This is a genomic window from Clostridium sp. AF27-2AA (assembly GCF_003478505.1).
GTDB lineage: Bacteria > Bacillota > Clostridia > Lachnospirales > Lachnospiraceae > Brotaphodocola.
The window spans coordinates 1-22,269 of the sequence record NZ_QUFI01000042.1; the positions used below are offsets into that span (position 1 = coordinate 1).

At 45.6% G+C, this 22,269-nt stretch carries 21 protein-coding genes and 1 pseudogene; 8 read left to right on the forward strand and 14 right to left on the reverse strand.

Annotated features, from left to right (window positions below; all coding sequences use genetic code 11):
• Positions 1 to 88: 88 nt before the first annotated feature.
• From DWY84_RS15440 to DWY84_RS15485, 11 genes are all read right to left on the reverse strand, one after another.
• Positions 89 to 2,662: a type I restriction-modification system subunit M gene (locus tag DWY84_RS15440; RefSeq protein WP_118534226.1), complete on the reverse strand. Its 2,574-nt coding sequence runs from the start codon at positions 2,660 to 2,662 to the stop codon at positions 89 to 91.
• A gap of 233 nt (positions 2,663 to 2,895) precedes the next feature.
• Complete coding sequence (locus DWY84_RS15445; protein ID WP_118534227.1) at positions 2,896 to 3,174, reverse strand: type II toxin-antitoxin system YafQ family toxin; 279 nt, start codon at positions 3,172 to 3,174, stop codon at positions 2,896 to 2,898.
• The gene (locus tag DWY84_RS15450) at positions 3,175 to 3,447 is read right to left on the reverse strand and encodes a type II toxin-antitoxin system RelB/DinJ family antitoxin (protein ID WP_118534228.1); all 273 of its coding nucleotides are present in this window, start codon (positions 3,445 to 3,447) and stop codon (positions 3,175 to 3,177) included.
• A gap of 133 nt (positions 3,448 to 3,580) precedes the next feature.
• Positions 3,581 to 3,718 (reverse strand): hypothetical protein, encoded by a 138-nt coding sequence (locus DWY84_RS17495; protein WP_177304279.1) that lies wholly within the window; start codon positions 3,716 to 3,718, stop codon positions 3,581 to 3,583.
• A gap of 303 nt (positions 3,719 to 4,021) precedes the next feature.
• Positions 4,022 to 5,278: a transposase gene (locus tag DWY84_RS15455; RefSeq protein WP_279220349.1), complete on the reverse strand. Its 1,257-nt coding sequence runs from the start codon at positions 5,276 to 5,278 to the stop codon at positions 4,022 to 4,024.
• A 13-nt stretch (positions 5,279 to 5,291) separates the two neighbouring features.
• A complete protein-coding gene (tnpA, locus tag DWY84_RS15460) occupies positions 5,292 to 5,708 on the reverse strand; it encodes an IS200/IS605 family transposase (RefSeq protein ID WP_118534229.1) in 417 nt (138 codons plus the stop codon).
• A 179-nt stretch (positions 5,709 to 5,887) separates the two neighbouring features.
• Positions 5,888 to 7,261: a sodium-dependent transporter gene (locus tag DWY84_RS15465; RefSeq protein WP_118534230.1), complete on the reverse strand. Its 1,374-nt coding sequence runs from the start codon at positions 7,259 to 7,261 to the stop codon at positions 5,888 to 5,890.
• A gap of 130 nt (positions 7,262 to 7,391) precedes the next feature.
• Positions 7,392 to 9,143, reverse strand: a complete 1,752-nt coding sequence (locus DWY84_RS15470; protein WP_118534231.1) for an ABC transporter ATP-binding protein — start codon at positions 9,141 to 9,143, stop codon at positions 7,392 to 7,394.
• Positions 9,134 to 9,907: an energy-coupling factor transporter transmembrane component T gene (locus tag DWY84_RS15475; RefSeq protein ID WP_118534232.1), complete on the reverse strand. Its 774-nt coding sequence runs from the start codon at positions 9,905 to 9,907 to the stop codon at positions 9,134 to 9,136. The genes DWY84_RS15470 and DWY84_RS15475 overlap by 10 nt, the downstream gene beginning before the upstream one ends.
• Before the next feature lie 25 nt (positions 9,908 to 9,932).
• Positions 9,933 to 10,535, reverse strand: coding sequence for an ECF transporter S component (locus DWY84_RS15480; RefSeq protein ID WP_118534233.1), 603 nt, complete (start codon positions 10,533 to 10,535; stop codon positions 9,933 to 9,935).
• A gap of 20 nt (positions 10,536 to 10,555) precedes the next feature.
• Complete coding sequence (locus DWY84_RS15485) at positions 10,556 to 11,305, reverse strand: nucleoside phosphorylase (protein ID WP_347560818.1); 750 nt, start codon at positions 11,303 to 11,305, stop codon at positions 10,556 to 10,558.
• 257 nt (positions 11,306 to 11,562) lie between these two features.
• On the opposite strand from DWY84_RS15485, the gene DWY84_RS15490 reads away from it, so the two are divergent.
• Genes DWY84_RS15490 through DWY84_RS15500 form a run of 3 tightly spaced genes read left to right on the forward strand, consistent with a single transcriptional unit; the run spans position 11,563 to position 14,562 of the window.
• Positions 11,563 to 12,138, forward strand: a complete 576-nt coding sequence (locus DWY84_RS15490) for a cysteine hydrolase (RefSeq protein ID WP_118534234.1) — start codon at positions 11,563 to 11,565, stop codon at positions 12,136 to 12,138.
• A 14-nt stretch (positions 12,139 to 12,152) separates the two neighbouring features.
• Entirely contained in the window at positions 12,153 to 13,847 is a 1,695-nt protein-coding gene (locus tag DWY84_RS15495; RefSeq protein ID WP_243024889.1) for a DUF2156 domain-containing protein, read from the forward strand.
• On the forward strand, positions 13,828 to 14,562 hold the full coding sequence (locus tag DWY84_RS15500; protein ID WP_118534236.1) for an alpha/beta hydrolase: 735 nt from the start codon (positions 13,828 to 13,830) through the stop codon (positions 14,560 to 14,562). Before DWY84_RS15495 ends, DWY84_RS15500 begins: the two co-directional genes overlap by 20 nt.
• Positions 14,563 to 14,994: 432 nt before the next feature.
• Here DWY84_RS15500 and DWY84_RS15505 read toward each other — a convergent pair whose 3' ends face one another.
• Positions 14,995 to 15,879, reverse strand: coding sequence for a diguanylate cyclase (locus DWY84_RS15505; RefSeq protein WP_118534237.1), 885 nt, complete (start codon positions 15,877 to 15,879; stop codon positions 14,995 to 14,997).
• A gap of 166 nt (positions 15,880 to 16,045) precedes the next feature.
• Between DWY84_RS15505 and DWY84_RS15510 the strand changes: the two genes are divergently transcribed.
• On the forward strand, positions 16,046 to 16,345 hold the full coding sequence (locus tag DWY84_RS15510) for a helix-turn-helix transcriptional regulator (protein WP_118534238.1): 300 nt from the start codon (positions 16,046 to 16,048) through the stop codon (positions 16,343 to 16,345).
• A gap of 18 nt (positions 16,346 to 16,363) precedes the next feature.
• Here the strand turns inward: DWY84_RS15510 and DWY84_RS15515 are convergent, their stop codons facing one another.
• Entirely contained in the window at positions 16,364 to 17,242 is an 879-nt protein-coding gene (locus tag DWY84_RS15515; protein ID WP_243024890.1) for a DeoR/GlpR family DNA-binding transcription regulator, read from the reverse strand.
• A gap of 274 nt (positions 17,243 to 17,516) precedes the next feature.
• Between DWY84_RS15515 and DWY84_RS17865 the strand changes: the two genes are divergently transcribed.
• The 3 genes from DWY84_RS17865 (at position 17,517) to DWY84_RS15525 (ending at position 19,883) form a co-directional block, all read left to right on the forward strand.
• Positions 17,517 to 18,227, forward strand: a complete 711-nt coding sequence (locus DWY84_RS17865) for an MFS transporter (protein WP_243024891.1) — start codon at positions 17,517 to 17,519, stop codon at positions 18,225 to 18,227.
• Positions 18,228 to 18,295: 68 nt separating this feature from the next.
• Positions 18,296 to 18,823, forward strand: coding sequence for a hypothetical protein (locus tag DWY84_RS17870; protein ID WP_243024892.1), 528 nt, complete (start codon positions 18,296 to 18,298; stop codon positions 18,821 to 18,823).
• Between the two features lie 16 nt (positions 18,824 to 18,839).
• On the forward strand, positions 18,840 to 19,883 hold the full coding sequence (locus tag DWY84_RS15525) for a TIM barrel protein (RefSeq protein WP_118534239.1): 1,044 nt from the start codon (positions 18,840 to 18,842) through the stop codon (positions 19,881 to 19,883).
• 94 nt (positions 19,884 to 19,977) lie between these two features.
• On the opposite strand, the gene DWY84_RS15530 is transcribed toward DWY84_RS15525, so the two are convergent.
• Complete coding sequence (locus DWY84_RS15530; protein WP_118534240.1) at positions 19,978 to 21,402, reverse strand: GGDEF domain-containing protein; 1,425 nt, start codon at positions 21,400 to 21,402, stop codon at positions 19,978 to 19,980.
• A 555-nt stretch (positions 21,403 to 21,957) separates the two neighbouring features.
• Between DWY84_RS15530 and DWY84_RS17875 the strand changes: the two are divergent.
• A pseudogene (locus DWY84_RS17875) lies at positions 21,958 to 22,269 on the forward strand (transposase); the annotation flags it as partial.

Sequence of the window (22,269 nt, forward strand, 5' to 3'; positions counted from 1 at the left end):
CATCAAGGACTTCACCCAACTTACGCTGTTCCCAATCGTCCTCGAATCCTTTGAATCTCACCGCCGGAATTTTACGTTTTTCCATGTCTTATTCACCTCCCAGCAGCTTCTTAAATTCCATAATTCCGGCCATATCGGTGTCTGATCCGGTCAATTCGTCCAGTATTTTGATCAATTCATTCTGGGTTTTGGCAATTTCGTTTTCGATATCTTCGTAAGTGTCTGCGTATTTTTCGGACAATGCTTTCACTTTCTTTTCCAGTACTCCCAGAAGATTCTCCGGCAATTTGCTGATGCCGTCACAAATTGGATCAACCAACTTTACTATTAGAACATGATGGATATCTTTATCGGTCATGTTTTCGATCACCGTTTTTGTTTTCAGATGAAGTTCTTCCTCAGCGGACTTAATCTCACTTTTGAGTTTCTTTTCCTCGCTGTTGAGATTTTCAACTTTGGAAAGACGTTCGATCAGGGTTTTATTTTCTTCTGCATCCTGCTTTAACACCTTGATCATGGCTTTTACATTTTTTATAACAAAAGCATCGTTGCTGTCATTCAGCGCTTCGGATATGATTTCTTTTTCCTCTTCACTGCATTCTTCCAGAAGGTTCTCGTATTCGGACGGAATTTCCTGTAAACGTGCTTTCTTTGCATCTACTTCATCCATGTCTGCTTTCAGGAATATCTTCTGCGCAAACTCAAATGGAATGATGTGACCTTTCCAACCTTCCTGCACTTCCTTCTCGTTGTCACCTTTCTTTTTTACGACCATATTCGGATCAACCTGACGCACCGCGTTCATTCCTTCGGTCTGAATCAATTCCAAATCTCCCGTGATCTGCTCATACTCTGTTTTAAAAATCTGGTATGCTTCGTATTTATCCACAAGTGCAATCTGTGCAAAACGATTCAGAATCATTCCGGCTATTTCATCTTCTGCTTTGGGAATAGAAAGCTGCTCTGCACGTTCAATCAATGCCTGATCCAGTTTTTCTCCAAGATCTGAAAAGACATCCTGATAATGCTGTAAAAAAGCTTTCACGTCTGCGTTTTCCAGAATAGCCTGCTTTAAGTGTTCTGTTCGGAGCTGCACATAACCGCCCTCTCCCACAAATAATTCCTTTTTCAAGGATGGAAACAGATTCCAGTACGCATTTAACTCTGCAAGCTCTGTTTCCGGAATTCCGCCAAACATGGACGCGTAAATATCCCAGCTTTCGGCTGCTTCCGATGAATCCACGTATCTCGGAATATTTAAGTTGTAGTCATTTGCCCGGATTTCTTCTCTTGTGATGCTTCTGGAATATTTCGGAATATCCAGTCGCATAGTAACCGTATCTACAATTTTTCGGATATCGCAGGCACGAAGTTTGTTGTTCTTACCTTCTTTCTCAAAACCTTTCGATGCATCTACAATCAGCACATCTGTATTCTCCCGCTTTTGACGAAGCACCATGATAATGGTCGGAATACCGGTTCCGAAAAAGATATTTGCAGGCAGGCCAATGATCGCGTCAATATTATTCTGTTCTATCAGATTTTTTCGAATCTGCCCTTCTTCTCCGCCACGGAATAAAACGCCATGTGGGAGAACAATGGTCATAATTCCATCTGGCTTTAAGTGATAAAGATCATGGAGAAGGAAAGCGTAATCCGCTTTTGATTTTGGTGCTATTCCATAGCGGGCATAACGCGGATCATTCTCCTTGCCTTTTGGCTCCCATCTCTGAGAATATGGCGGATTGCTGACTACCGCATCCACATACAGCGGATCGTAAGTCATGGCCGGATCTGCTTCATCGAAATACGGCCAGTCATCTTCCAGCGTATCTCCGTTTCTCGTAACAATGTTATAGGGCAGAATTCCACGCATAACGAGATTCATGCGCGTCAGGTTGTAGGTATTTGCTTTCAGTTCCTGCGCGTAATAACGGATACAGTCTGGATTATCCATATATTTCGCAATTGCATGTCCAATATTGATCAGCAATGAACCGGATCCTGAAGTCGGATCGTAAATTTTCAATTCTTTTTGTCCCTTTAAATGCGCTGCAATCAATTCTGACATTAAGACAGAAACCTCATGCGGCGTATAGAATTCTCCCGCCTTTTTTCCTGCATTCGCCGCGAATTTTTCAATCAGATATTCATAAATGAAGCCCAGAACATCGTAGTCCTGTCTGCCATCCATTGGAATATCATTGATCAGCTGAATCAGATCGCTGACGGCCTTGGTCTGGCTCTTGGTATTTTCTCCCAGCTTGCTCAGTCCTGTTTCCAGCGTGTTAAAAATCCCATCAAATACCTTTTTGTGGGATGGAGAAATCAGTCTGGTAAAGGAAGACAAAGCCGTACGAACATTGTCCACGCTGAAATCAGAGCCCATGTGAATCCAGGTAGAAAACATATCCTTGTAGGCAATAAAATAGCCCAGACTCTGCTGTGATGCTTCCACGATCTCCGGGTCATCTTCATTCACATATTCCACAATATCTTCCGGCGCATAGTCGCGTTTTAAAAGCCACTGTTCCTGCTTATCGGAAAGGTATTTATAGAAAATAAAACCTAAAATGTAGTCTTTATATTCGTTCGCTTCGATTTTGGATCGCATTTTATTTGCAGACTCCCATATTTTCGCCGCAAGCTGCTGTTTGTTCACGTTAGTGTCCTCCAATGCTTAAGTTCATAACTGCTTCCATTATAAACGGAGTTCTTAATTGCCGCTACTACTTTTCTCTAGCGTAAGTAATAAATACCAACAAAAAGTTTTTGAAATCCATTTTAAAAACTTTTCATTTTCAACAAGTTTTTTAAATCAATCTTAAAAACTTTTTTCCTTATTGTTTCATTCTGCACAAAAAAGCAGAACCCGTTTGAGTCCTGCCTTTCCATTTACATCCTGAAAATATCTGCATGTGAACCTGTATCCACTAATGTCAAAGTCAAAATTTCATTTTCGATCAAATATACCAACAACCAGTCCGGTTTTACATGGCACTCTCGAAATCCCTGAAACTTACCACTTAGTCCATGGTCACGGTACTTTTCTTCTAATGTTTTACCCTGACTCAAAGTATCCACAACCTCATCCAGAAGAGATAAATCCAGTCCTCTTTTTTTCATAAGCTTATAGCTTTTCTTATAAGCAGTAGTGAATCTTACTTCGTACATCTACTCCTCCAGTACTTTTTTCAGTTCATCCATACTGGTATATCCCTTAATATTCGGATCTCGTGATATTCTTCTTGCCTCATCCATAGCATCTAATGTACTCTGGCTAAACCGCGGCATCTCTACACTAAATGGAAGACCTCCACGAAGAACACACTGATGAAGGAAAAGATTTACCGCACTTGACATATCAAGGCCAAGGCTGCTAAATAAATCCATTGCCTGCTTCTTAATATCTGCATCAATACGAATCTGTGTTGGCGTTGTTGCCATATTAATCACCACCTTCCGTCTTTATATTATTCTTTTTAGTATACAATGTCAATCTTTTCATCAATAAAATGTGTTAATCAAAAGAGCCGGCCTCATTCAGCCAGCTCTTTTCTCCACACACAGTTCATTCCATCTATTTCATCAACGGGATCTGATACTTTACCTTCCGGTAAATCTTCCATCCCAGCACGGCCGGGATTCCGATGACCATAGCCAGGGTAGATACTCCTCCGATAATCGCATACACAATTAAAATCAATACTGTCAGCATGTTTCCTTCCCCTTTCTGTTTGTCCTGCTCATAAATTACAGGAAATATGGTTTGTGCAGCGCATGGGCTGTAACAAAAATATTTCCTCTCGTATTTTATACAAGGTGCCAACAGAAAGGAAGTGTTTTGCCTCACCCTTAACGGGTTCTGTATAAGGTGCTAACAGTTTCTTTATATACGGTCAAAAACTCTTTACGCTTCGTGAACTACATCGGCAATTGAATTACCGAGCATCTGATTACGAAACATAGCTCCGTAGCTTCAGAGGTGCGTCCATGACACCCGTACTGCTACCCAGATGGGTTACACAGCTACTTTTATTGTTTTTGTACTGCTCAGCCCGGTTACGGGCATATCAATTTCTTTGCCGGATACGGCATGATACTTTCTCAAAATGTTATAAGCTCCTACTGCATCTGCATTGTAGATCACGGTATCTACAATGTAGATGCCACGCTTTTTTCGATTTCTTTTCTCTGCATAAATGTGCGATACTTCTTCTGACTGCGGCGGACATTGACTGGAATAGCTTTCTTCCTGTCTTATCAGGCAAATCCCTTTCATTTTAAGCTTATATTCTAACTGCATATAGATACGGGCATATGGCAAACTGTGAAGCTTCTGGTTGGTTTTCCTCCCCAGGTTTCTCTCTTTACGAATCCCCTTTATATCTCCAATCACAACCGTATGAATATCATTCTTTACACAATAGTTCGTGATATATCGTGTCATCTTATGAATATAATCTTTGATACAGTCATTTTTCTTTCGATAGAGTTTCTGCAGATGCTTAGATGTTTTCAGATCCTCCATTTCCCTTACAGCCTGGATCCGGCCCCATTGTGACTGGACTCTCGCGATTTCCTTGTTATAAAAATAAGAAAGAGAAAGATATTCCCTTCCAATAATAAAAGTTTTCCCTACATTATCATAACAAGTCATAAGATTATGCAAGCCCAGATCAATTGACAGATAATGTCCATTGTCCTCTTCTGGCAAAACATCTTTCACCTCATAAATAACAAGGATCCTGCTGGTTCCGTCATTTGCCGGAGGATATATTTTTATCTGTTTTATGATATCCATGTTTGAAAAAACAGGATTTTTCAAATAAAGGTATGCAGCACGAATATCATAGGTATGAGCCATATATTCCTTCAGCTTTTTTGGTAAAGAAAGTCTTACATTATAAGAGCCGTTTTCATGTTGAATACCATTTTGCATATACGTAATCGGCATTTTATCTTTCTTATATCTTGGGGTTCCCGGATTCTCGATACCTCCACTTTCTTTTAACCGGTAAAAAGATTTCCACGACTTGTCCAAAAGCTTGCAGATTTCCTGTGCAGTCTGTGACGGGAGTGATTTGAACCACAGATCATCTTTATGCTTGGACTTCTGATAATACCAGTCAGGATATTTCTCCAATCCCAGATTTTTGTAGTTGGTTCTTTCATAATTGCAAACATTCCAAAGCTTGTAAGCCGCATAACACATGTGTCCTACAATATTTGCATCATTTTTATTTAATACAATGGTTGTTTCATGTGTTAACAGCATATTTTCCCTCCTTCTAGTAAGATTTGCTCTGATGCTCGATATAGCGTCGGATATTTTCTTCCGACACCGAACCGATTGTTTCTACATAATATGAGTGATTCCAAAGCTGACCTTTCCAAAGTTTCTGGCGGATCGCCGGATATTTTTCAAAGAGTTTTCTTCCGGTAATTCCTTTTAAATACTTTACAATATCTGTCACTGACAGTTTCGGCGGTGCAGACACAAAGCAATGGATATGATCACCTTCACCAACTTCAAAAAGATGAACCGTAAAACCTTTATCGGATGCTATCTTCTGAACCAGTTCTTTCAGATAAATCTCAATCTCTGCTGATAAAATTTTCCTGCGATATTTCACAGACCACACCACATGGTAATTAATATTATATACACAAGTTCTCGAATATATTAAATTATCTTTCATACACATAGTATACTATTAGATGGAAAGAAATGCAAGGAAAATCGAACATATTTTCGATTTTCCTTGCATTTCAGACGCTTTCATCTCGGCAATTGAATAACCGAGGATTCTCGCTTATTATCCTAAAGAAAGCGAAAAATCCCCGCCTGCAACAGGCGAGGATTCTCTCTCATACTGCTATATCTCTACATGGAAATCCATCCAAACGCGTTCGCCACGGAACTGATCAGAATAATGACTGCAAATACCGGGCACAGGTACTGGACCATGATCTGGAATACTCTCTTTCTGTGGAACTTGCCTTCCCCGTGAAGCACCTCTTCCTCAATCCGTTTCATGCCTATGACTCTGGATACCAGAAGACAGGTCGCAATGGCCGCGATAGGCATCATGACGGAGTTTGTCAGAAAATCGAAGAAATCCAGGAACTGCATTCCAATGATGGTAACATTGGCTAACGGACCATAGCCCAGGCAGGAAAGACTTCCCAGCACCAGCATGATGCCGCCGATCATGACGGTTGCTTTTTTACGGCTCCAGCCAAGCTCATCCTCGAACGTGGAAACTGCGCTCTCGGTCAGGGCAATGGAGCTTGTAACCGCCGCAAACAGCACTAACAGGAAAAACAGGATTCCGGCAATGGTTCCGAAGCCCATGCTTGCGAATACCTTCGGAATGGTAATGAACATCAGTGCCGGTCCTGCCTGCAGGGTATCCGGATCTCCGCCGGTAAATGCAAAGACTGCCGGAATGATCATCAGGCCTGCCATGATGGCGATAGCGGTATCAAAGATCTCCACGTTTCCGGTGGATGCCTCAATGGACACGTCCTTCTTCATATAAGAACCGAAGGTGATCAGGATACCCATGGCAATGGACAGAGAGTAGAACATCTGTCCCATGGCTGCCACCACCGTCATCCAGGAAAAGTTCTCCATGTTCGGAACCAGGAAATACCGGATTCCGGCACCGGCTCCCGGTCTGGTCATGGAATAGCCTGCAATGATGACGGACAGCACGATCAGGATCGGCATCATAAATTTAGACACACGCTCGATGCCGTTTCTCACACCTGCATAAATGATAAACAGGGTAAAGAAGGCAAAGGCAATAAAGCAGATTTCCGTTGCCGCTCCGTTGGAAATAAAGGCGGAAAAGTTGCCGTCCTCTGCAAGCTGTGCGCCGTGTCCGGTCAGATATCCGAACAGATACCGGATAACCCAGCCGCCGATCACGGAGTAATACGGCACGATCAGGATCGGGATCACTGCGTTGATCCAGCCTCCAAAGGAAAACCAGCCAGATTTTCCAAAGGTATGATAAGCTCCTACCGGGCTTTTTTTCGTCATGCGGCCGATGGATGTCTCCGCTACGATCATGGTGTAGCCGAATGTCAAAGCAAGAAGAATGTAGATCAGCAGAAAAATTCCGCCGCCGTATTTTGCTGCCAGATACGGGAAACGCCAGATATTGCCAAGTCCTACCGAAGCACCCGCAGCGGAAAGCACGAACCCGAGCTTTCCGGAGAAGCTGCTTCGCTTTTTATGATTTTTGCTCATAAAGTCCTCCAGTTAATTAAATTAAGTTTTTAAGCACTATCTGGCAATTATAGCATAACAACCCCCCTGCTTCAAGCAGGGGGATTGCAAAATAAAACATAATTATTCTTCACATCTTAAGTGATGCGCATTAAGACACCTGATCCTTCAGAAGCTCCTCCACCGTCAGATAGCTCTTTTCATATCCCAGTGCCTCACAAAGCTGCATCACATAGGGCTTCTGCAGACGGGCCTTCTTCAGGGCTTCTTCCTGCGCGAACACTTCCTTTGCGGTTCCGTCTGCCAGCACCTGGCCGTGAGCCATGATGATGACGCGCTCAAAGTTCTCGGCCACAAAGTCCATGTCGTGGAGGATGGCAATGACCAGCTTGCCGCGCTCTGAGAGACTGCGGATGATGTCTCCGATGATCTGCCGTCCCTTCCAGTCCTGGGCGATGGTCGGCTCATCCAGGATCAGCACATCGGTGTCCATGGCCAGCACACTGGCAATGGCAGTCATCTTCCGCTCATAAAGCTCCAAGTCGTAGGGATTTTCTTTCTCTTTCCCGGTCAGTCCGGTCAGCTTCAGAGCACGCTCTGCTTCTTTCTTTGCGCGCTCCGCATCCATGCCGATGTTTAACGGCCCGAACAGGATCTCATCCATAACGTTATATTTGAAGATCTGGTCATCCGGGTTCTGGAATACATAACCCACATTTCCGGCCAGCATGGCTACCGTCTTGCCGGAGATGTCCTCGCCATGAAAATAAATGGAACCGGAGACCGGTTTTAAAAGGCCTTTTAAAAGCTTGACCAGCGTGGTCTTTCCCGCGCCGTTCTGACCGATGATGGCAGTCGGGCATTTGTCCAGCTTCATGTTCAGTTTTTTTAATACCGGAACATCTGCCAGATAGGAGAAATCCAGATTTTTAATGCAAAACTGCTCATCACTGGAAACAGCTAACTCGGACGGTCCGCCAGCCTGCGCCGAGTCTGTACCTGCCACATCCGCTCCTGCAGCCTTCTGCGCACATTTCCCGCCTTCTGCACACGCCGGTGCCCCCAGCCGTTTCTCCCTCAGCACCCCGGCCGCCTCTTCCACGGTTACCGGATAGGTTCCGTCCGCCAGTGTCACGCCCTCTGCCTTGCAGATACGGGTGAAGGCCGGTGCCTGGATTCCATAATTGTTTAAGTCCGGCATGGAAAATACCTTCTGCGGCGTATCGAACGCGATCTGTTTTCCTTTATGCAGAAGCAGAATGCGGTCACAGTAGGCTGCCAGCTTCTCAATCTTCTGCTCGATCATCAGAATGGTGATGCCGGAGCCGGTCAGGGTTTCTACAGCCTTAAAGACCTCATCGCTTCCCTCCGGATCCAGCTGGGAGGTCGGCTCGTCCAGGATCATCACATCCGGGCGCATGACCAGCACGCTGGCGATCGCCACGCGCTGCATCTGGCCGCCGGACAGATCAAAGGGATTGCGGTCCCGGTACTGCCAGATATCCAGAAGCTTTAAGGCTTCCTCCACCCTGTTTTTCATCTCTTCTGCAGGCACGCCCAGATTCTGCATGCCAAAGGCCACTTCCTCATAAACGTTATCCTTCGCGCCAGAAAGCTGGTTAAATGGATTCTGGAACACCAGTCCCACATGACCGCAGAGCTGTGCCACCGGAGTCCTGCCTGCCTCAATGCCATCTACCATGACCGTTCCGCCGTAAGCTCCCTTATAAAACTGCGGCACCAGTCCCATAAGAGCCTGGCTTAACGTGCTCTTTCCGGCCCCGTTTTCCCCGATGATGCCGATAAACTCTCCCTTTTCCACCGAAAAGTCCAGTCCATCCAGCGCCAGCTCCTTCGCATGAGGATAACGGTAACGTAAATTTTCAACGGTTATTACAGACATTCTACAATCCTCCATACCACAGCTGCCAGAATACAGATACCGAAAAGGATGGTAGCCTCACAGTCTCCTTTGTGGCGCGTTCTCTCTGTCAGCCAGGTTTTCTTCTTTCCTGCGCCAAACCCGCGCACCTCCAGGGCAATGGCCCGTTCTCTGGTATTGATCAGGGAGCTCATGACCACCGGGGAGATCAGAGGCAGAAATGCCTTCGCCCGGGTTCTTAAGTTTCCTTCTGTTTCAAGGCCTCGGCTGCGCTGCGCATCCATAATGGTGTTCATGGTTCCAATCATTTGCGGGATGATCTGGAATACAGAAGTTACAATATAGCCGAACCGCGGAGAAAAGCCCCGTTTTTCCAGCTCATCTACAAACTCGGAGGGCTTCGTGGAAAGCACAAATACCGCAAAGGACAGCAGCATGTTTAAGATATTAAGACCAATATGGAGGGCATAAACTATGCCCTCCCGGTAAAACTTCAGCCCGCCGATCTGAAACAGCACATTCGCATTTTTCTGATTGAACAATCCGTGGATCAGGAAAATGGTGAGCAGGATCGTAAAGGAAAACGCGATCAGCGGAACGGTCTTTTTTAAGATTTTGCCGCTGGCCAGCACAAGAAGACTGACCGCGATAAACACGCCGAACATCCACAGCCGGCCGGAAATCAGCGGAATGCTGATGGCGGCGGCTATGTACATCAATTTGGTGAAGGGATGTACCCTGGTCAGGTAAGTCCCGTTATCTACAAAAAGACTGATACTTTTCATATTCTGTTACATTTCCTTTTCTTGATTAGTCCAGAGCCTCGATCTCGGAATTTGCCTCGTACAGTGTGGTCAGCTTATTCGGAAGACCCTTTAAGATAAAGAATACCACGATCAGCGTGATCAGCTTGTCCGGTACATCCACGACAACCTCATCCAGCAGGGAGCCCAGGAATACCGGCATATTGGCTGCCTGGGTTGCTGCGAATACCGCATCGCCCCATACATTACCGGTAGTACCGCCCCAGAACAGAACGTTTAACGGAGTGGAAATAACCACAGCCGCAAGGCCTGCCACGCAGGCAGTGATGATAGCCTTCGGGAAGGTCTTCATAAAGCCCAGGCGTGCCATGATTCCTACTGCCGCACCAATTCCAAGGCTGGTCAGCGCATAAATTAATGTAATGTTATCTCCTGCGGAAAATCCGTAGATCAGGTTGTTAGCCGCGCCACAGATTGCTCCGATGATCGGACCGCCAAGGCATCCGCCGATACAGGTTCCGATGGAATCCAGCCACAGAGGAAGCTTTAACACGCTGGCAAACAGCTTTCCAAGATAGTTGATTCCGATGCAGGCCGGGATCAGCACGATCACCGCCGCGTCAAATTTGGTTTTAAATAAGTTATTCATAACTCACACACCCTTTCCCTTTAAATTGTTTTGTTTTCCAGCTTCGTCAGTGCCTCAAACGCTGTCAGGATCTCATGCTCCTCGCCCTGAGCCGTCAGAGCCTCACCATCCGCATAGCGTCCGATGTTCTCAGCTACATTGCTCTTGCAGGCCGCCACCACATTTAAGATGGATGCCGTCTTCATGCCACGGATCCTCCCAACCACAAATAGGGCCGCAGTTTCCATGTCAGACGCCAGCACACCTTTTTTTGCCCAGTCCGCATAGATTGATGGATTGTCATCCCGATACAGGCAGTCATGGCTTCTTGCAATGCCGATATGGAACCGGTAACCAGCCTCCTTTGCGCTCTCCTCGCAGGCAGTAAGCAGCCTGTGATCTGCAATAGCCGGATAGCTGAGCGGCGCATAGCCAATGGAAGTTCCCTCATCCCGCACAGCTGCTTCTACCATGACCAGGTCTCCGACTCCGGCCTCCGGCTGCAGTGCGCCGCAGCTTCCGATCCGCACAGCTGCTTCTACACCGGTCTTTCGCAGCTCTTCCACCGCAATTGCCATGGACGGACCACCCATTCCGGTGGACATGACCAGAACCGGCACACCGTTCCAGAGACCACTGTAGCTTTTATATTCCCGGTTGAAGGCTAACAGCTTTGCATCTTTCAAATAGCCTGCTGCCCGCTCTGCCCGGGCCGGATCTCCCGGCAACACCGCATAACGGATCCCAAGATTTTCCGGAAGCCGGATATGCGGCATTTTACTTTCTCCCAATGTTATAACCTCCTTCCCAATCGTATGACGTTTCATACCATGTATACCCGCCACCAGATTTTTGCTGCAATTCAAGTAAATAAATGTACACAAATTTGCGAATTTAACAGCAATTTACGATAAAGATAACATTATCCTTACGTAAAGTCAATGAAATGCAGGAATCCGGCGCTAGTTTGTTAATAAATTAACATGTCATTCTGCTTGTAATATCCTGCGCAGAAAACTATACTGAGACTAAAAAGGAGGAGTTTAGAATGGAACAAAACAATTCAGCTGACCTGCTTCTGGTCATCGATATGCAGAACGTTTATACAAAAGGACAGGAATGGGCCTGCGAAGGCGTAGAAGCAGCCTCCGCCTCCATTCTCCGTCTGTTAAACAGCCGGATGCCGGAGCAGGTCATCTTCACCCGGTATCTTGCCGCAGAGCACCCAGAAGGTGTCTGGAAGGAATATAATGAAATGAACGCGGCTATCAACGCCGATGCATGGCTCAATGAAATGATGCCGGAATTTCTGCCCTGGGTAAAAACACACCCGGTATACACAAAAAACGTCTATTCCTCGTTTGCTGTCCCTGAGGTTGTGAAAGCCGCAAAAAAAGCCCGCCGTCTTGTGATTTCCGGTGTCGTGGCAGAATGCTGCGTGCTCTCTACCGTACTGTCCGCCATTGACGCTGGCTGTAAGGTCATTTACCTGACCGATGCCGTGGCAGGACTCAACGAAGCCTCCCGAACGGAAACAGAAAAGATCGTTTCCTATTTTGCTCCGCTCCACACCGAGCTCATGACCACCGAAGAATATCTGACACACAGCAAACCGCTGTTATGAAAGGAAGGATTTCCATGACACAGACTTTTCGCACCCGGGTGGAAAACACTTGCATCCTGATCTTATTTTGTTTGTCCCTCGGCATGTTCGCCCTCAGTTTTCTTCACCGGCTTCCCGCAGAAGCCGCCCTGCTGATTTCCACCGAAATGGACTGGATGGTCCAGCGTGCCTCTGCCGTTGTTTTACTCTGTCTCTGCTCACAGCTTCGAAAACGGAAGCACGCAGCCCTGACCATCACCCTGACGCTGCTTTTTCTTGATTTTATCAGCTGTATTCCTCATCTGCCGGACGTTTTCCACGCCGCATGCATGATCTCCGATGTGGTCTTTTTTGCCGTTTTCTTCGGTTTCCGCTCTGACTTCTGCTGCCCGGCATCAAAAAAAGACCGCAAACGCGGCCTGCTTCTCCTGCTGCCCAGCTTTCTCGGAGTGACCGCAAACGCCGTGATCAGCTACCACTATTTAACGCCTGTTCTCGGCAGTGGCCGCCACACCCTGCTTAACAGCTTTAAAGAAAGCCTTGACATCCTGTTCGGAAGCGGAAGCTCCATCCCGGTCTCCCACGGTGCGCATATGCTGGAGCTTATGATGTTCTGGTTCAGCTGGGGCTGTATCCTGGCTGCCCTGCTGTATGCGGTCCGCCCGTGGCTGGCACCTTCCTCCCGCCGGGAATCCGACCTGCAGCATGCCCGCACCCTTTTAAACCTGTACAGCCAGAACAGCTGCTCCTACCTGGCGCTCGAAGAGGATAAGCAGCTCTACTTCGGCCGGAATGTAGACGGCGTGATCCCTTACGGTGTGGCAGGTGATACCATTATCGTCAACGGCGATCCGGTCTGCGCAGACGCAGACTTTCCTGCTCTGCTTTCTGAATTTAAAGATTTCTGCGTCCGAAGCGCCCACAAGGTCTTTTTCTTAAGCGTGACAGACCACTTTCTGGAAGAATACAGACGCCAGGGCTTCGGCTATGTCAAATGCGGCGAGGAAGCGCGTTTCTCCCTAGCGGATTATGAGATCAGCGGCAAAAAAGGTGCCAAGATGCGCATGAACATCAACCATGCCAAAAAGGCCGGTGTGACCATTGCCGAATACAAACCGCTCCTGCAGCGTGACCCGGATATCGAGTCTGCCTTTGACCGTGTCACAAATGAATGGCTCAGTCAGAAAAAAAGCTCCCTGCTGGCCTTCACGATGGGCAAAGCCGGACTGGAAAACCCGATGGACAAACGCTATTTCTATGCAAAGAATGCCGAAGGAACCATCGTGGCCTTCATCGCTTTTGTTCCGTTTCTCGGAAAAGACGGCTACATGGCCGATGTTACCCGCCACGGCAGCAATGCTCCAGGCGGTGTCATGGAAACCATCATTTACGAAGCCTTTCAGACCTTCCGCTCGGAGGGCGTCCACTATGGAAGCCTTGGCGTAGCACCTCTGGCCGGTCTGGATGATGAAAAAGCCAGTCTTGTGGAACGACTGCTGCGATTTGTATACAACAACCTGAACGACTGCTATGGCTTTAAGGATCTGTACCGCGCCAAGGAAAAATACAGTCCGACACAATGGCTTCCTGCTTACTATGTTTACCTTCCGAAGCATCCGACTCCGGATATGTTTTACGCAGTGGTAAAGATCCAGAACCCGGACGGGATCCGCGAGGGCGTTCAGTCTTTCCTGAAGGGAAAAATACATTATGAAAAGCACATATCTTGATACTTCCGAGGCACATCTCTACTATGAGGTTGTCGGCCACGGAACACCGGTCCTGATGCTCCATGGAAACAGCCAGTCCCATCATGTATTCCACTCCTATAAGCGGAATCTGCAGAAAAGCTATCAGGTGATCCTGATGGACAGCCGCGGGCACGGACGTTCCATGACAGCCCGGCAGTCTTTCACGATCCACGACATGGCCTGTGACGCTGCCGCCCTGCTTGACCACCTTGGCATCGCTAAGGCCATCCTTCTGGGTTTCAGTGACGGGGCCAACATTGCGCTGGAGTTTGCCTGCTGCTTTCCAGAGCGCACCCTGGCTGTCATTTCCGCCAGTGGAAACGCTCTTTCCTACGGCTTACGGTTTCCGGTACGACTTGCCGCACAGTTCACCGGATGTGCCCTTTCATTCCTGAAAAACAGGCTGCCGGACAGCTCCCTGCGCCTGCAGCTGACGAAACGCCTGCAGCTCAACACCCTCTTAACGGACTCCCCGCATCTTTCTGCCGGACGCCTGCAGCATATCCAGGCACCGGTTCTGATCCTTGCCGGAACCCGGGATCTCATAAAGACCTCCCACACCCGCTGGATGGCAGAGCAGATCCCAAACAGCCAGCTCAGACTGATTGAAGGAGGCACGCACAAGGTCCTGTTTTTGCGGGAGCAGCAATGCACGGGCTATATTCTTGATTTTCTTCGGCGGAATCATCTGTAAAATCTGTGGTTTCTTATAAAACAAAATAAGAGCTATCTGACTTTCTCGTCATCAGATAGCTCTTTTAACAAATATCCCGAAGTTTCACTTAATAACCTCTCTTTCTTTATATTCTTTTTTCAAAGTGCTATGGGCCTCTGCCTTTCATTGGAATCTCCCTCCTTCGATTACATCTATGTAAACTCGTTAAGAGATTTTTTTGTGGTAAGATTTAGTAACCCATTGGACCGCCCTCCGTTTTCTGAAGCTTTGATTTTGTTGCTTCTTTGTTTTTGTTGTCTTCATTGTACGATATTAAATACAATTTGTCAAGCATTATTTCTGATTATTTATATTATTTTCTTGTATATTCTGAATATAAAGTTTGTATTGTTTATTTTATAGATGCAAAAGGGACATTTCTATTAAAATGTCCCTTTTATCATAACGCATTCATTCTTCCTTTTCCTCTCGCTGTCTGTATCGTTTATACAGAGCTTGTGCATAACCCGGACATTCCTGCACTCTGCGTGTACTGTCCCGGTAATGCTGCTGCTTTTCCTGATACATCAGGCGTTCTGCACCGTGAAGCAGCCTGTCTGCAGCGGTGGTTCCGTCATTCCACAGATACCCAAAGGCAGCCAGCCCCTGTTCCTCCTGTTTCAGACGTTCCTTCAGAAGCTGAGCCTGTCTGATAAAGACCTCTTCCTGCACTTCTGGACAGATTATGACAAATTCATCTCCGCTGACCCGGTAAAGCTGGTCTTTTGCGAAATACTCCATGCTCACCTCTGCCAGATGCCGGAGTGCCTGATCGCCGTATTCATGGCCGTAGGTATCGTTTAAGTATTTCAGCCCGTTCAAATCGGCAAATGCAACTCCAACCGGCACCGGATGCTCAAGAAGCTGATTCAGCATGCGGATGTAAGAGGTGTTGTTCCGGATCCCGGTCAGCTGATCCTGATAGCTTAAGCGAAGCAGATACTCCTGAAGTTTCTTTTTCCTGATTTCTGAAGCAAGAACACAGGCAAGCACTGAAAAAAGCTCCCGGTCCGAATCCAACACGCCGGAATGCTCTACCTGCAATTTTCCGTACAGATTCTCCTCAAAAATAACAGGAACAGAAAAACTGCCGGCTTCCTGACGTCCGTCTGTATCCGGCTCACCGCACTCATAAAAGCAGACCTTTTCTGCCGCATAATACTGCCGTAGCAGCTCCAGCACCTGCGGTAATGCTTCCCGGTAATCCGCAGCCAGTGCCAGTAATTCTATACATTTGCTTTTTGTGCAGGCCGCCTGCAGAAACGCAGACTGATCCGCCATATTTTCGTGACTCATTTCTTAACTCCCTGTCTTTTAATACCAGTAAAAATAACGTTTTTTGTTTTTTATCCTGTAATTAAGCCTATTATAACATTTATAGATATAATCAGCAATCTTTATAGATGTAATTTTTTCAGAATAAATTTGTTATCCTATCTCTATATCTAAAGGGAGTAACATCATGGACATCGGAACAAGAATCAGCTATTTCAGAAATGCAAAACAGTACAGCGTCAACCGGCTTGCAACCCTTGCCGGTATTTCCCAGAGCTACCTTCGGGACGTGGAGCTGGGAAAAAAGAACCCCACAGTCGAGGTTCTTTCTTATATATGCGATGCCCTGGATCTGTCTCTCCGGGATTTTTTCGATGACAAACTGGAATCCCGTTTCTGCCAGGATCCGCTGCTGGCCCGGATCTACCGGATGAGCCCGGAGCAGCGGAACGCACTTCTTCAGTTTTTAAACTCCATGGAACACTGACAGATTCCTGAAGCTGTTTTATCTTTCCCCGTTCCGGACTACATCTAGCGTAACGCCAGTATCCTTTATCTTCTGCTCCATGTCTGTATCAAGCCCTCCATCCGTGATGATCTGATCCACATCACACAATGCGCACAGCTTTACCAGACTTGCTCTTCCAAACTTGCTGGAGTCTGCCAGGACTACCTTCCGGTTCGCGATCTGGCACATCTGCTTTTGTACCCTTGCTTCACTCGGTCCCTGATCCGTCAGTCCAACAGACGGATGGACACCGCTGACTGACATAAACAAAATATCAAGATGAAGGCTCTCGAGCATCTGGGAAAAATCATTTCCAAGAGATAATTCCTTTTTATCCAGTATTCCCCCAATCAGAATAATGGTAAACTCCGGTCGCTCCGATAAGACCAGAGCGTTCTGGATGGAATTTGTCACCACCGTAAGATGCTCAAACCTGCGCACCAGCTCCTTCGCCATGACCAGGCTTGTACTTCCGTAGTCCAGCCCCACAGCCTGGTGTTCCCGGACCAATCCCGCCGCATACGCAGCTATGGCTGCTTTTTCTTCCATACAGCTGGAATTTCTGGTTTTCAGTGATATATACTGTCCGTTCTGTGCCGACATCTGGCTTATCGGTACGGCTCCGCCATGCACCCGTTTTAATTTTCCCGATTGTTCCAGTGCATCCAGATCTTTCCGGACCGTTTCAGACGATACTTTCATCTCCTGCACCAGATCTGCACTATGTACAATACCATGTTCCTCCAGTAAATCTAAAATCTTTTGATAACGCTGCTGTGCCAGCATAACTGTTTCCTCCTGTTTTGCATTCCGCCCCATATCCGCACAGGCTGCGCCGTTCATGCGCATACCTGCCGGATCATGTCCGTATTTCATTATAACGTATTTCTGTGCTATATCCCAGCATCTATTTGCATTCCCAATTATATCAGTATTTTTCATTCTTTTCACCGTGAAATCCAACAAAACACAGTCCTGTTTTTTGGATATTTCGTTGATATTTTGTGTTTTATTGTGTTTTGTATTGATTTCGCAACAAAATGCAGATATACTAAAGACCGAATCCAAGAAATACGTCTCAAACGCATTTCTGATATGCCTGGCAACGAATCACAAACTGCAGTCTGTCTACAAGAAGGAGAAAATGATTATGAGTAATGAAATGAAACAAAAAGCTGTAAAAGCAGTTCCAAACCGCTGGTTTGTCTTCTACATCCTGACACTTTCCGGAGGCATTGCGTTTAAGCTTTCTTCTATGAAAGACATGTTCTATGTTCCCATGCAGCAATTTATGGGACTCACGAACACCCAGATTGGCGGCGCTTTAAGCGCATATGGAATTGTGCAGACCATTGGCCTGATCTTTGGTATCTATATCTGTGATATGTTCAGCAAAAAATATATGATCGGCGGCTCCCTGATCGGTCTTGGCGCAATCGGTGTTTATCTTTCTACATTTCCGTGTTATTGGGGTTTTCTGATCGCGTTCGGCGCAATGGCCATTCTCGGCGAGGTAACCTACTGGCCGGTTCTTTTAAAAGCGATCCGCCTCCTTGGTGATGAAAAGACACAGGGACGCATGTTTGGCTTTCTGGAAATGGGGCGCGGCATTATTGATGTCATTGTTGCTTCAAGCGCACTGGCTATTTTCAAGGCTATGGGAGAAGGCGCTTCTGCATTACGGGGAGGACTTCTCTTCTTATCCTCAGTTACCGCATGTGCCGGAGTTCTCTGTCTCATTTTTGTACCTAACGATGAAAAACGCACCGACGAAAACGTGAAGGAGCAGAACCGTGCCCAGGCTGCATTCGGCGGTATGATCCAGGCATTGAAAATATCGATATCTGGGCTGTTGCTCTGAACGGTTTCGTTGTATACTGCATTTACTGCGGACTGACTTACTTTATTCCGTTTCTGAACCAGATCTACATGCTGCCGGCTACCGCAGTCGGCATGTACGGCATCATCAACCAGTATGGACTGAAAATGATCGGCGGACCGATCGGCGGTTTTATGTCTGATAAAGTACATAAATCTGCCGCCAAACACATCCGTGTCGGTTTTCTTGTATGTGCTGTCGCAATGGCAGCGTTCCTTATGGTCCCTCACGAAATGCTTGGCCAGAACGGCAACTGGATTCTTGGCGCGGTCTGTACTCTGGGCTTTGGATCTATTGTATTTACCATGCGCGCAGTCTTCTTCGCTCCGATGGATGAGGTGAAAGTACCTGCAGAGATTACCGGTGCTGCCATGAGTCTCGCTTCCCTGGTCATCTATCTTCCGAACACATTTGCATATGTTATGTACGGAAGCTTTCTTGACCGCTCCCCGGGCATGACCGGTTTCCGCATTGTTTTCAGCGTCATAATCGGATGGGCCGTGATCGGACTTTTCGTTTCCACCTTTCTGATCCACCGCATCAAAAAGCACCAGATTTCCAGTACAGACAACTCATAACAGGAGGATTTTTCATATGTTAAAACTCGGACTTGATACCGAAAGTCTCCATCTCTGGTTTCAGAACAAGCGCATGGATATTTTCGGATTTATAGAAAAAGCTCATGAGCTTGGCTTTGACGGCGTCATGATCAACATCTTAAAAGATTACAACCTGGACCCGGAATGGGGAACTCTGATGAACAATGACCCCGCACACTTAAAAAGAGTACGGGATCTTCTGGAATCCTATCATATGTACGCAGAGCTTGCCACCAAAGGAATTACGAAGGAACATCTCCTGAAAGTCCTTGATGTCGCGGAAGCTCTTGCTGCGGATATCATCCGCACCTACATTCCAATCACTTTAAATCCACTCGCCTCACGTGCTACCGGCGGAGAAGGAAAATACGACCAGGCAAAAGTACGCGGAGATTTTGATCCTGCTGTTTTCGATGAAGCAGCCATGTCCCTGCGTCAGATCATTCCGGAATTAAAAAAGCGCCGGATCCGTCTGGCTCTGGAAAATCACGAATATGAGACATCTGACGAGCTTACGGCCATTGTGAAAAAACTGGATATTCCCTGGATCGGCCTCCATTTTGATTTCGGCAATTCTATGATGGCCTGGGAAGATCCGGCTCAGGCAGCCATGAAAATGGCTCCATATACCATTACCACTCATTTTAAAGACCACATCGTGATTCCATGTCCGGAAGATCCTTACGGATATGTGATATGCGGAATTCCCGTTGGCAAAGGAAATATGGATTTAAAGAATCTGCTTCAGATCATTCTGGATCACTCTTCCATCACCCGCCTGAATCTGGAAATGTGTTATCCATACTGCGCACAGTTTAAACGCAGCCCCGGTACCGACGGTGTTTTCCGCGTAGGAGAAGGCTGTTTCAAAGTAGAGGCACCTCTCTTTGATCCAGAGACCATAAAGCCCGGAGATTACTACTATCCACAGGAGATTTCGGAAGAGCTTCTGGAAGAATGCCTGAAGCACCAGATGGAGGGAGTTAAACAGAGCGCGGCTTATACCAGAAAGCTGTGTGAAGAATACCGCAATCAGTAACAACAACAGAGAAGGGAATGGAGCATGCTGATTCTGACACCAATATTAAACAGAGTAAATCAAATCATCTGGCGTGGAGCGAAGGATTTGACTTTTACCTTCTATTGACACCACTTTCGTTATAAAAACGTTCCTTACTCTCATACATTCTCTCATCTGCAGCTTTGGAGATTTCGTATATGCTGCCCCAATTTCCCTCTGTACTGAAAACCCATCCATATGAAACAGTCATTGAATCCACAAACTCACCGTGCCAGTTAGTTATGTTGGATTTAAATCTATGTATCATATTTTCAAACTCGTTTATATCCTCTGTAATGATAACAGCAAACTCATCTCCACCGATCCTATAAACCTTTCCATATTCATTAAAACTATTTTTCATACAATCAGCCGCTGCACATATAAGCTCATCACCTGCCACATGACCATAAGTATCATTTACTCGCTTCAGCCCATTTAAATCTATAGAAATGTACACCCACTCATCACAAATCTTAAGCTTGTTTATATCATTCTCATATGCATGTCTATTAAGACATCTGGTAAGCTCATCTGTATTTGATGTGTACATCAGTTTTTCTTTTTCCAATCTTTCTTTTGCAATTTGGGAAAATGTATATGTTATACAACACGATGCTAATACCATATAGGCACCAACTATACAAATAGCAATAATATTGCCTTGCAAATAAAATGAATCCTCCACCGTTACAGCAACAATATATTTATCATCCTGACGAATTATACATCTGCAAGGGCTTCCATCCACTTTGATATGTATTACAGTTACACCATCACTACTGACACGATCCGATGGTATTCCTATTTCCTCAAGTTTTTTTCCTATTTCACTCCTGTCTGTAGCACCCTCGATAGTCTGTGTATCTACATCTGCCGCAACAATTCTCATTCCTTTATATACTGGCATTCCCGATACTACATTAGAAATGGTATTCTGCTCTATCGCATCGAGAAGTCTTTTGGGCTCAATGCCCACCTGAATCATCTTCGTTCCATCCTCATTCCAAGTGATCGCATACATCATTTCCTTTGCTTCCGAAGTATTAGGGGTAACATCCTGACACATTGTCAACGATTTGTTCTCAAGCATTGGCTTAAAATATCCCATCTGCTCGCCAGAATAAAAATTATAACCAAAATACTTTGGCACCGAACCACTATAAATATACCCGTGCTCATCAAACAAATGTATTTCATCAACCGCCATTAATTTCGCTATTTCCTGCAATTCATCAACATCACATTCTATCTCAGGATTGGCATCAATAATATACGACACTGCTTTAGCCCTTATAATATAATCATCCTTTAACGATTTAATAAGTTCGTTCTTGCTCTTATCATTTTTATTAAGCACAGTAATCACACGATCAACAAGTACTTTCGATGTTCCATATGCATTTCTGTCATTGACATATTTCAGAATACTCGCTTCAAGCAGTAATGCAATAACAATTATTACAACAGATAAAGTTACAATTTTCCTCTTCTTCATATTTTCCTCCATTTCTTTGTCATTCGTACCTAAACGGTTGTTCCCACCACTCATCTCTTCGACTACATTATCTTCAGATTCCCAAATTATGTAGAATGATCCTGCACCATAATCACAATATTATTCTGATAGATACTGCTCAAATAACAATAAACTACTCTTTCAAAAATGAATAACTCCATTTGCTCTGCTCTCCTTATATCTCACAAACTATATGCTGACAATAAAAGAGCTGTCGCAATCAACAACAGCCATAAATTTATATTCCGCTCTACATTTTTTCTCACAATATCGGCATTATTTTATACGAATACTTTCGATTATTTCGTTTTTAAAAAACGGTTCATTTACTATTAATTAAACTATACCACATTGTTAATCTATTTTCTATACACCTTTACTGTAAAGGTCAAATTCGGGAGTTTGACAGTTACATATCGCAAAAAATAGCCGCAGGCCGCATAAAACCTGCTTTTTTTATGTCATTTTTTGTTTTTATATATGTTATTTTATGTTATTGCGTGATATAATAAGGGGATAAGGGAGGGATGGTGCATGAACCTTCACATAACAAAATCTAAAAATGCTGAATCATTTTATATCTGTAGGTCTTATGCAAAAGATAATGGCAGTACAACTTCGACTATTGTTCGCAAGCTGGGAACTCTGGAAAATCTCCTGATCGAGCATGGGCCAACAAGAGATGATGTTATCGCCTGGGCAAAAAATGAAGTAAAAGCAGAAACCGAAAAATACAAGAAAGATAAAGAAGCAAAAACTCTGCTGATCCCATTCCATACAGACAGGCCGCTGGACTATGATAAACAAATCTTTTTCCGTGGAGGTTATCTCTTTCCACAGCCTGTT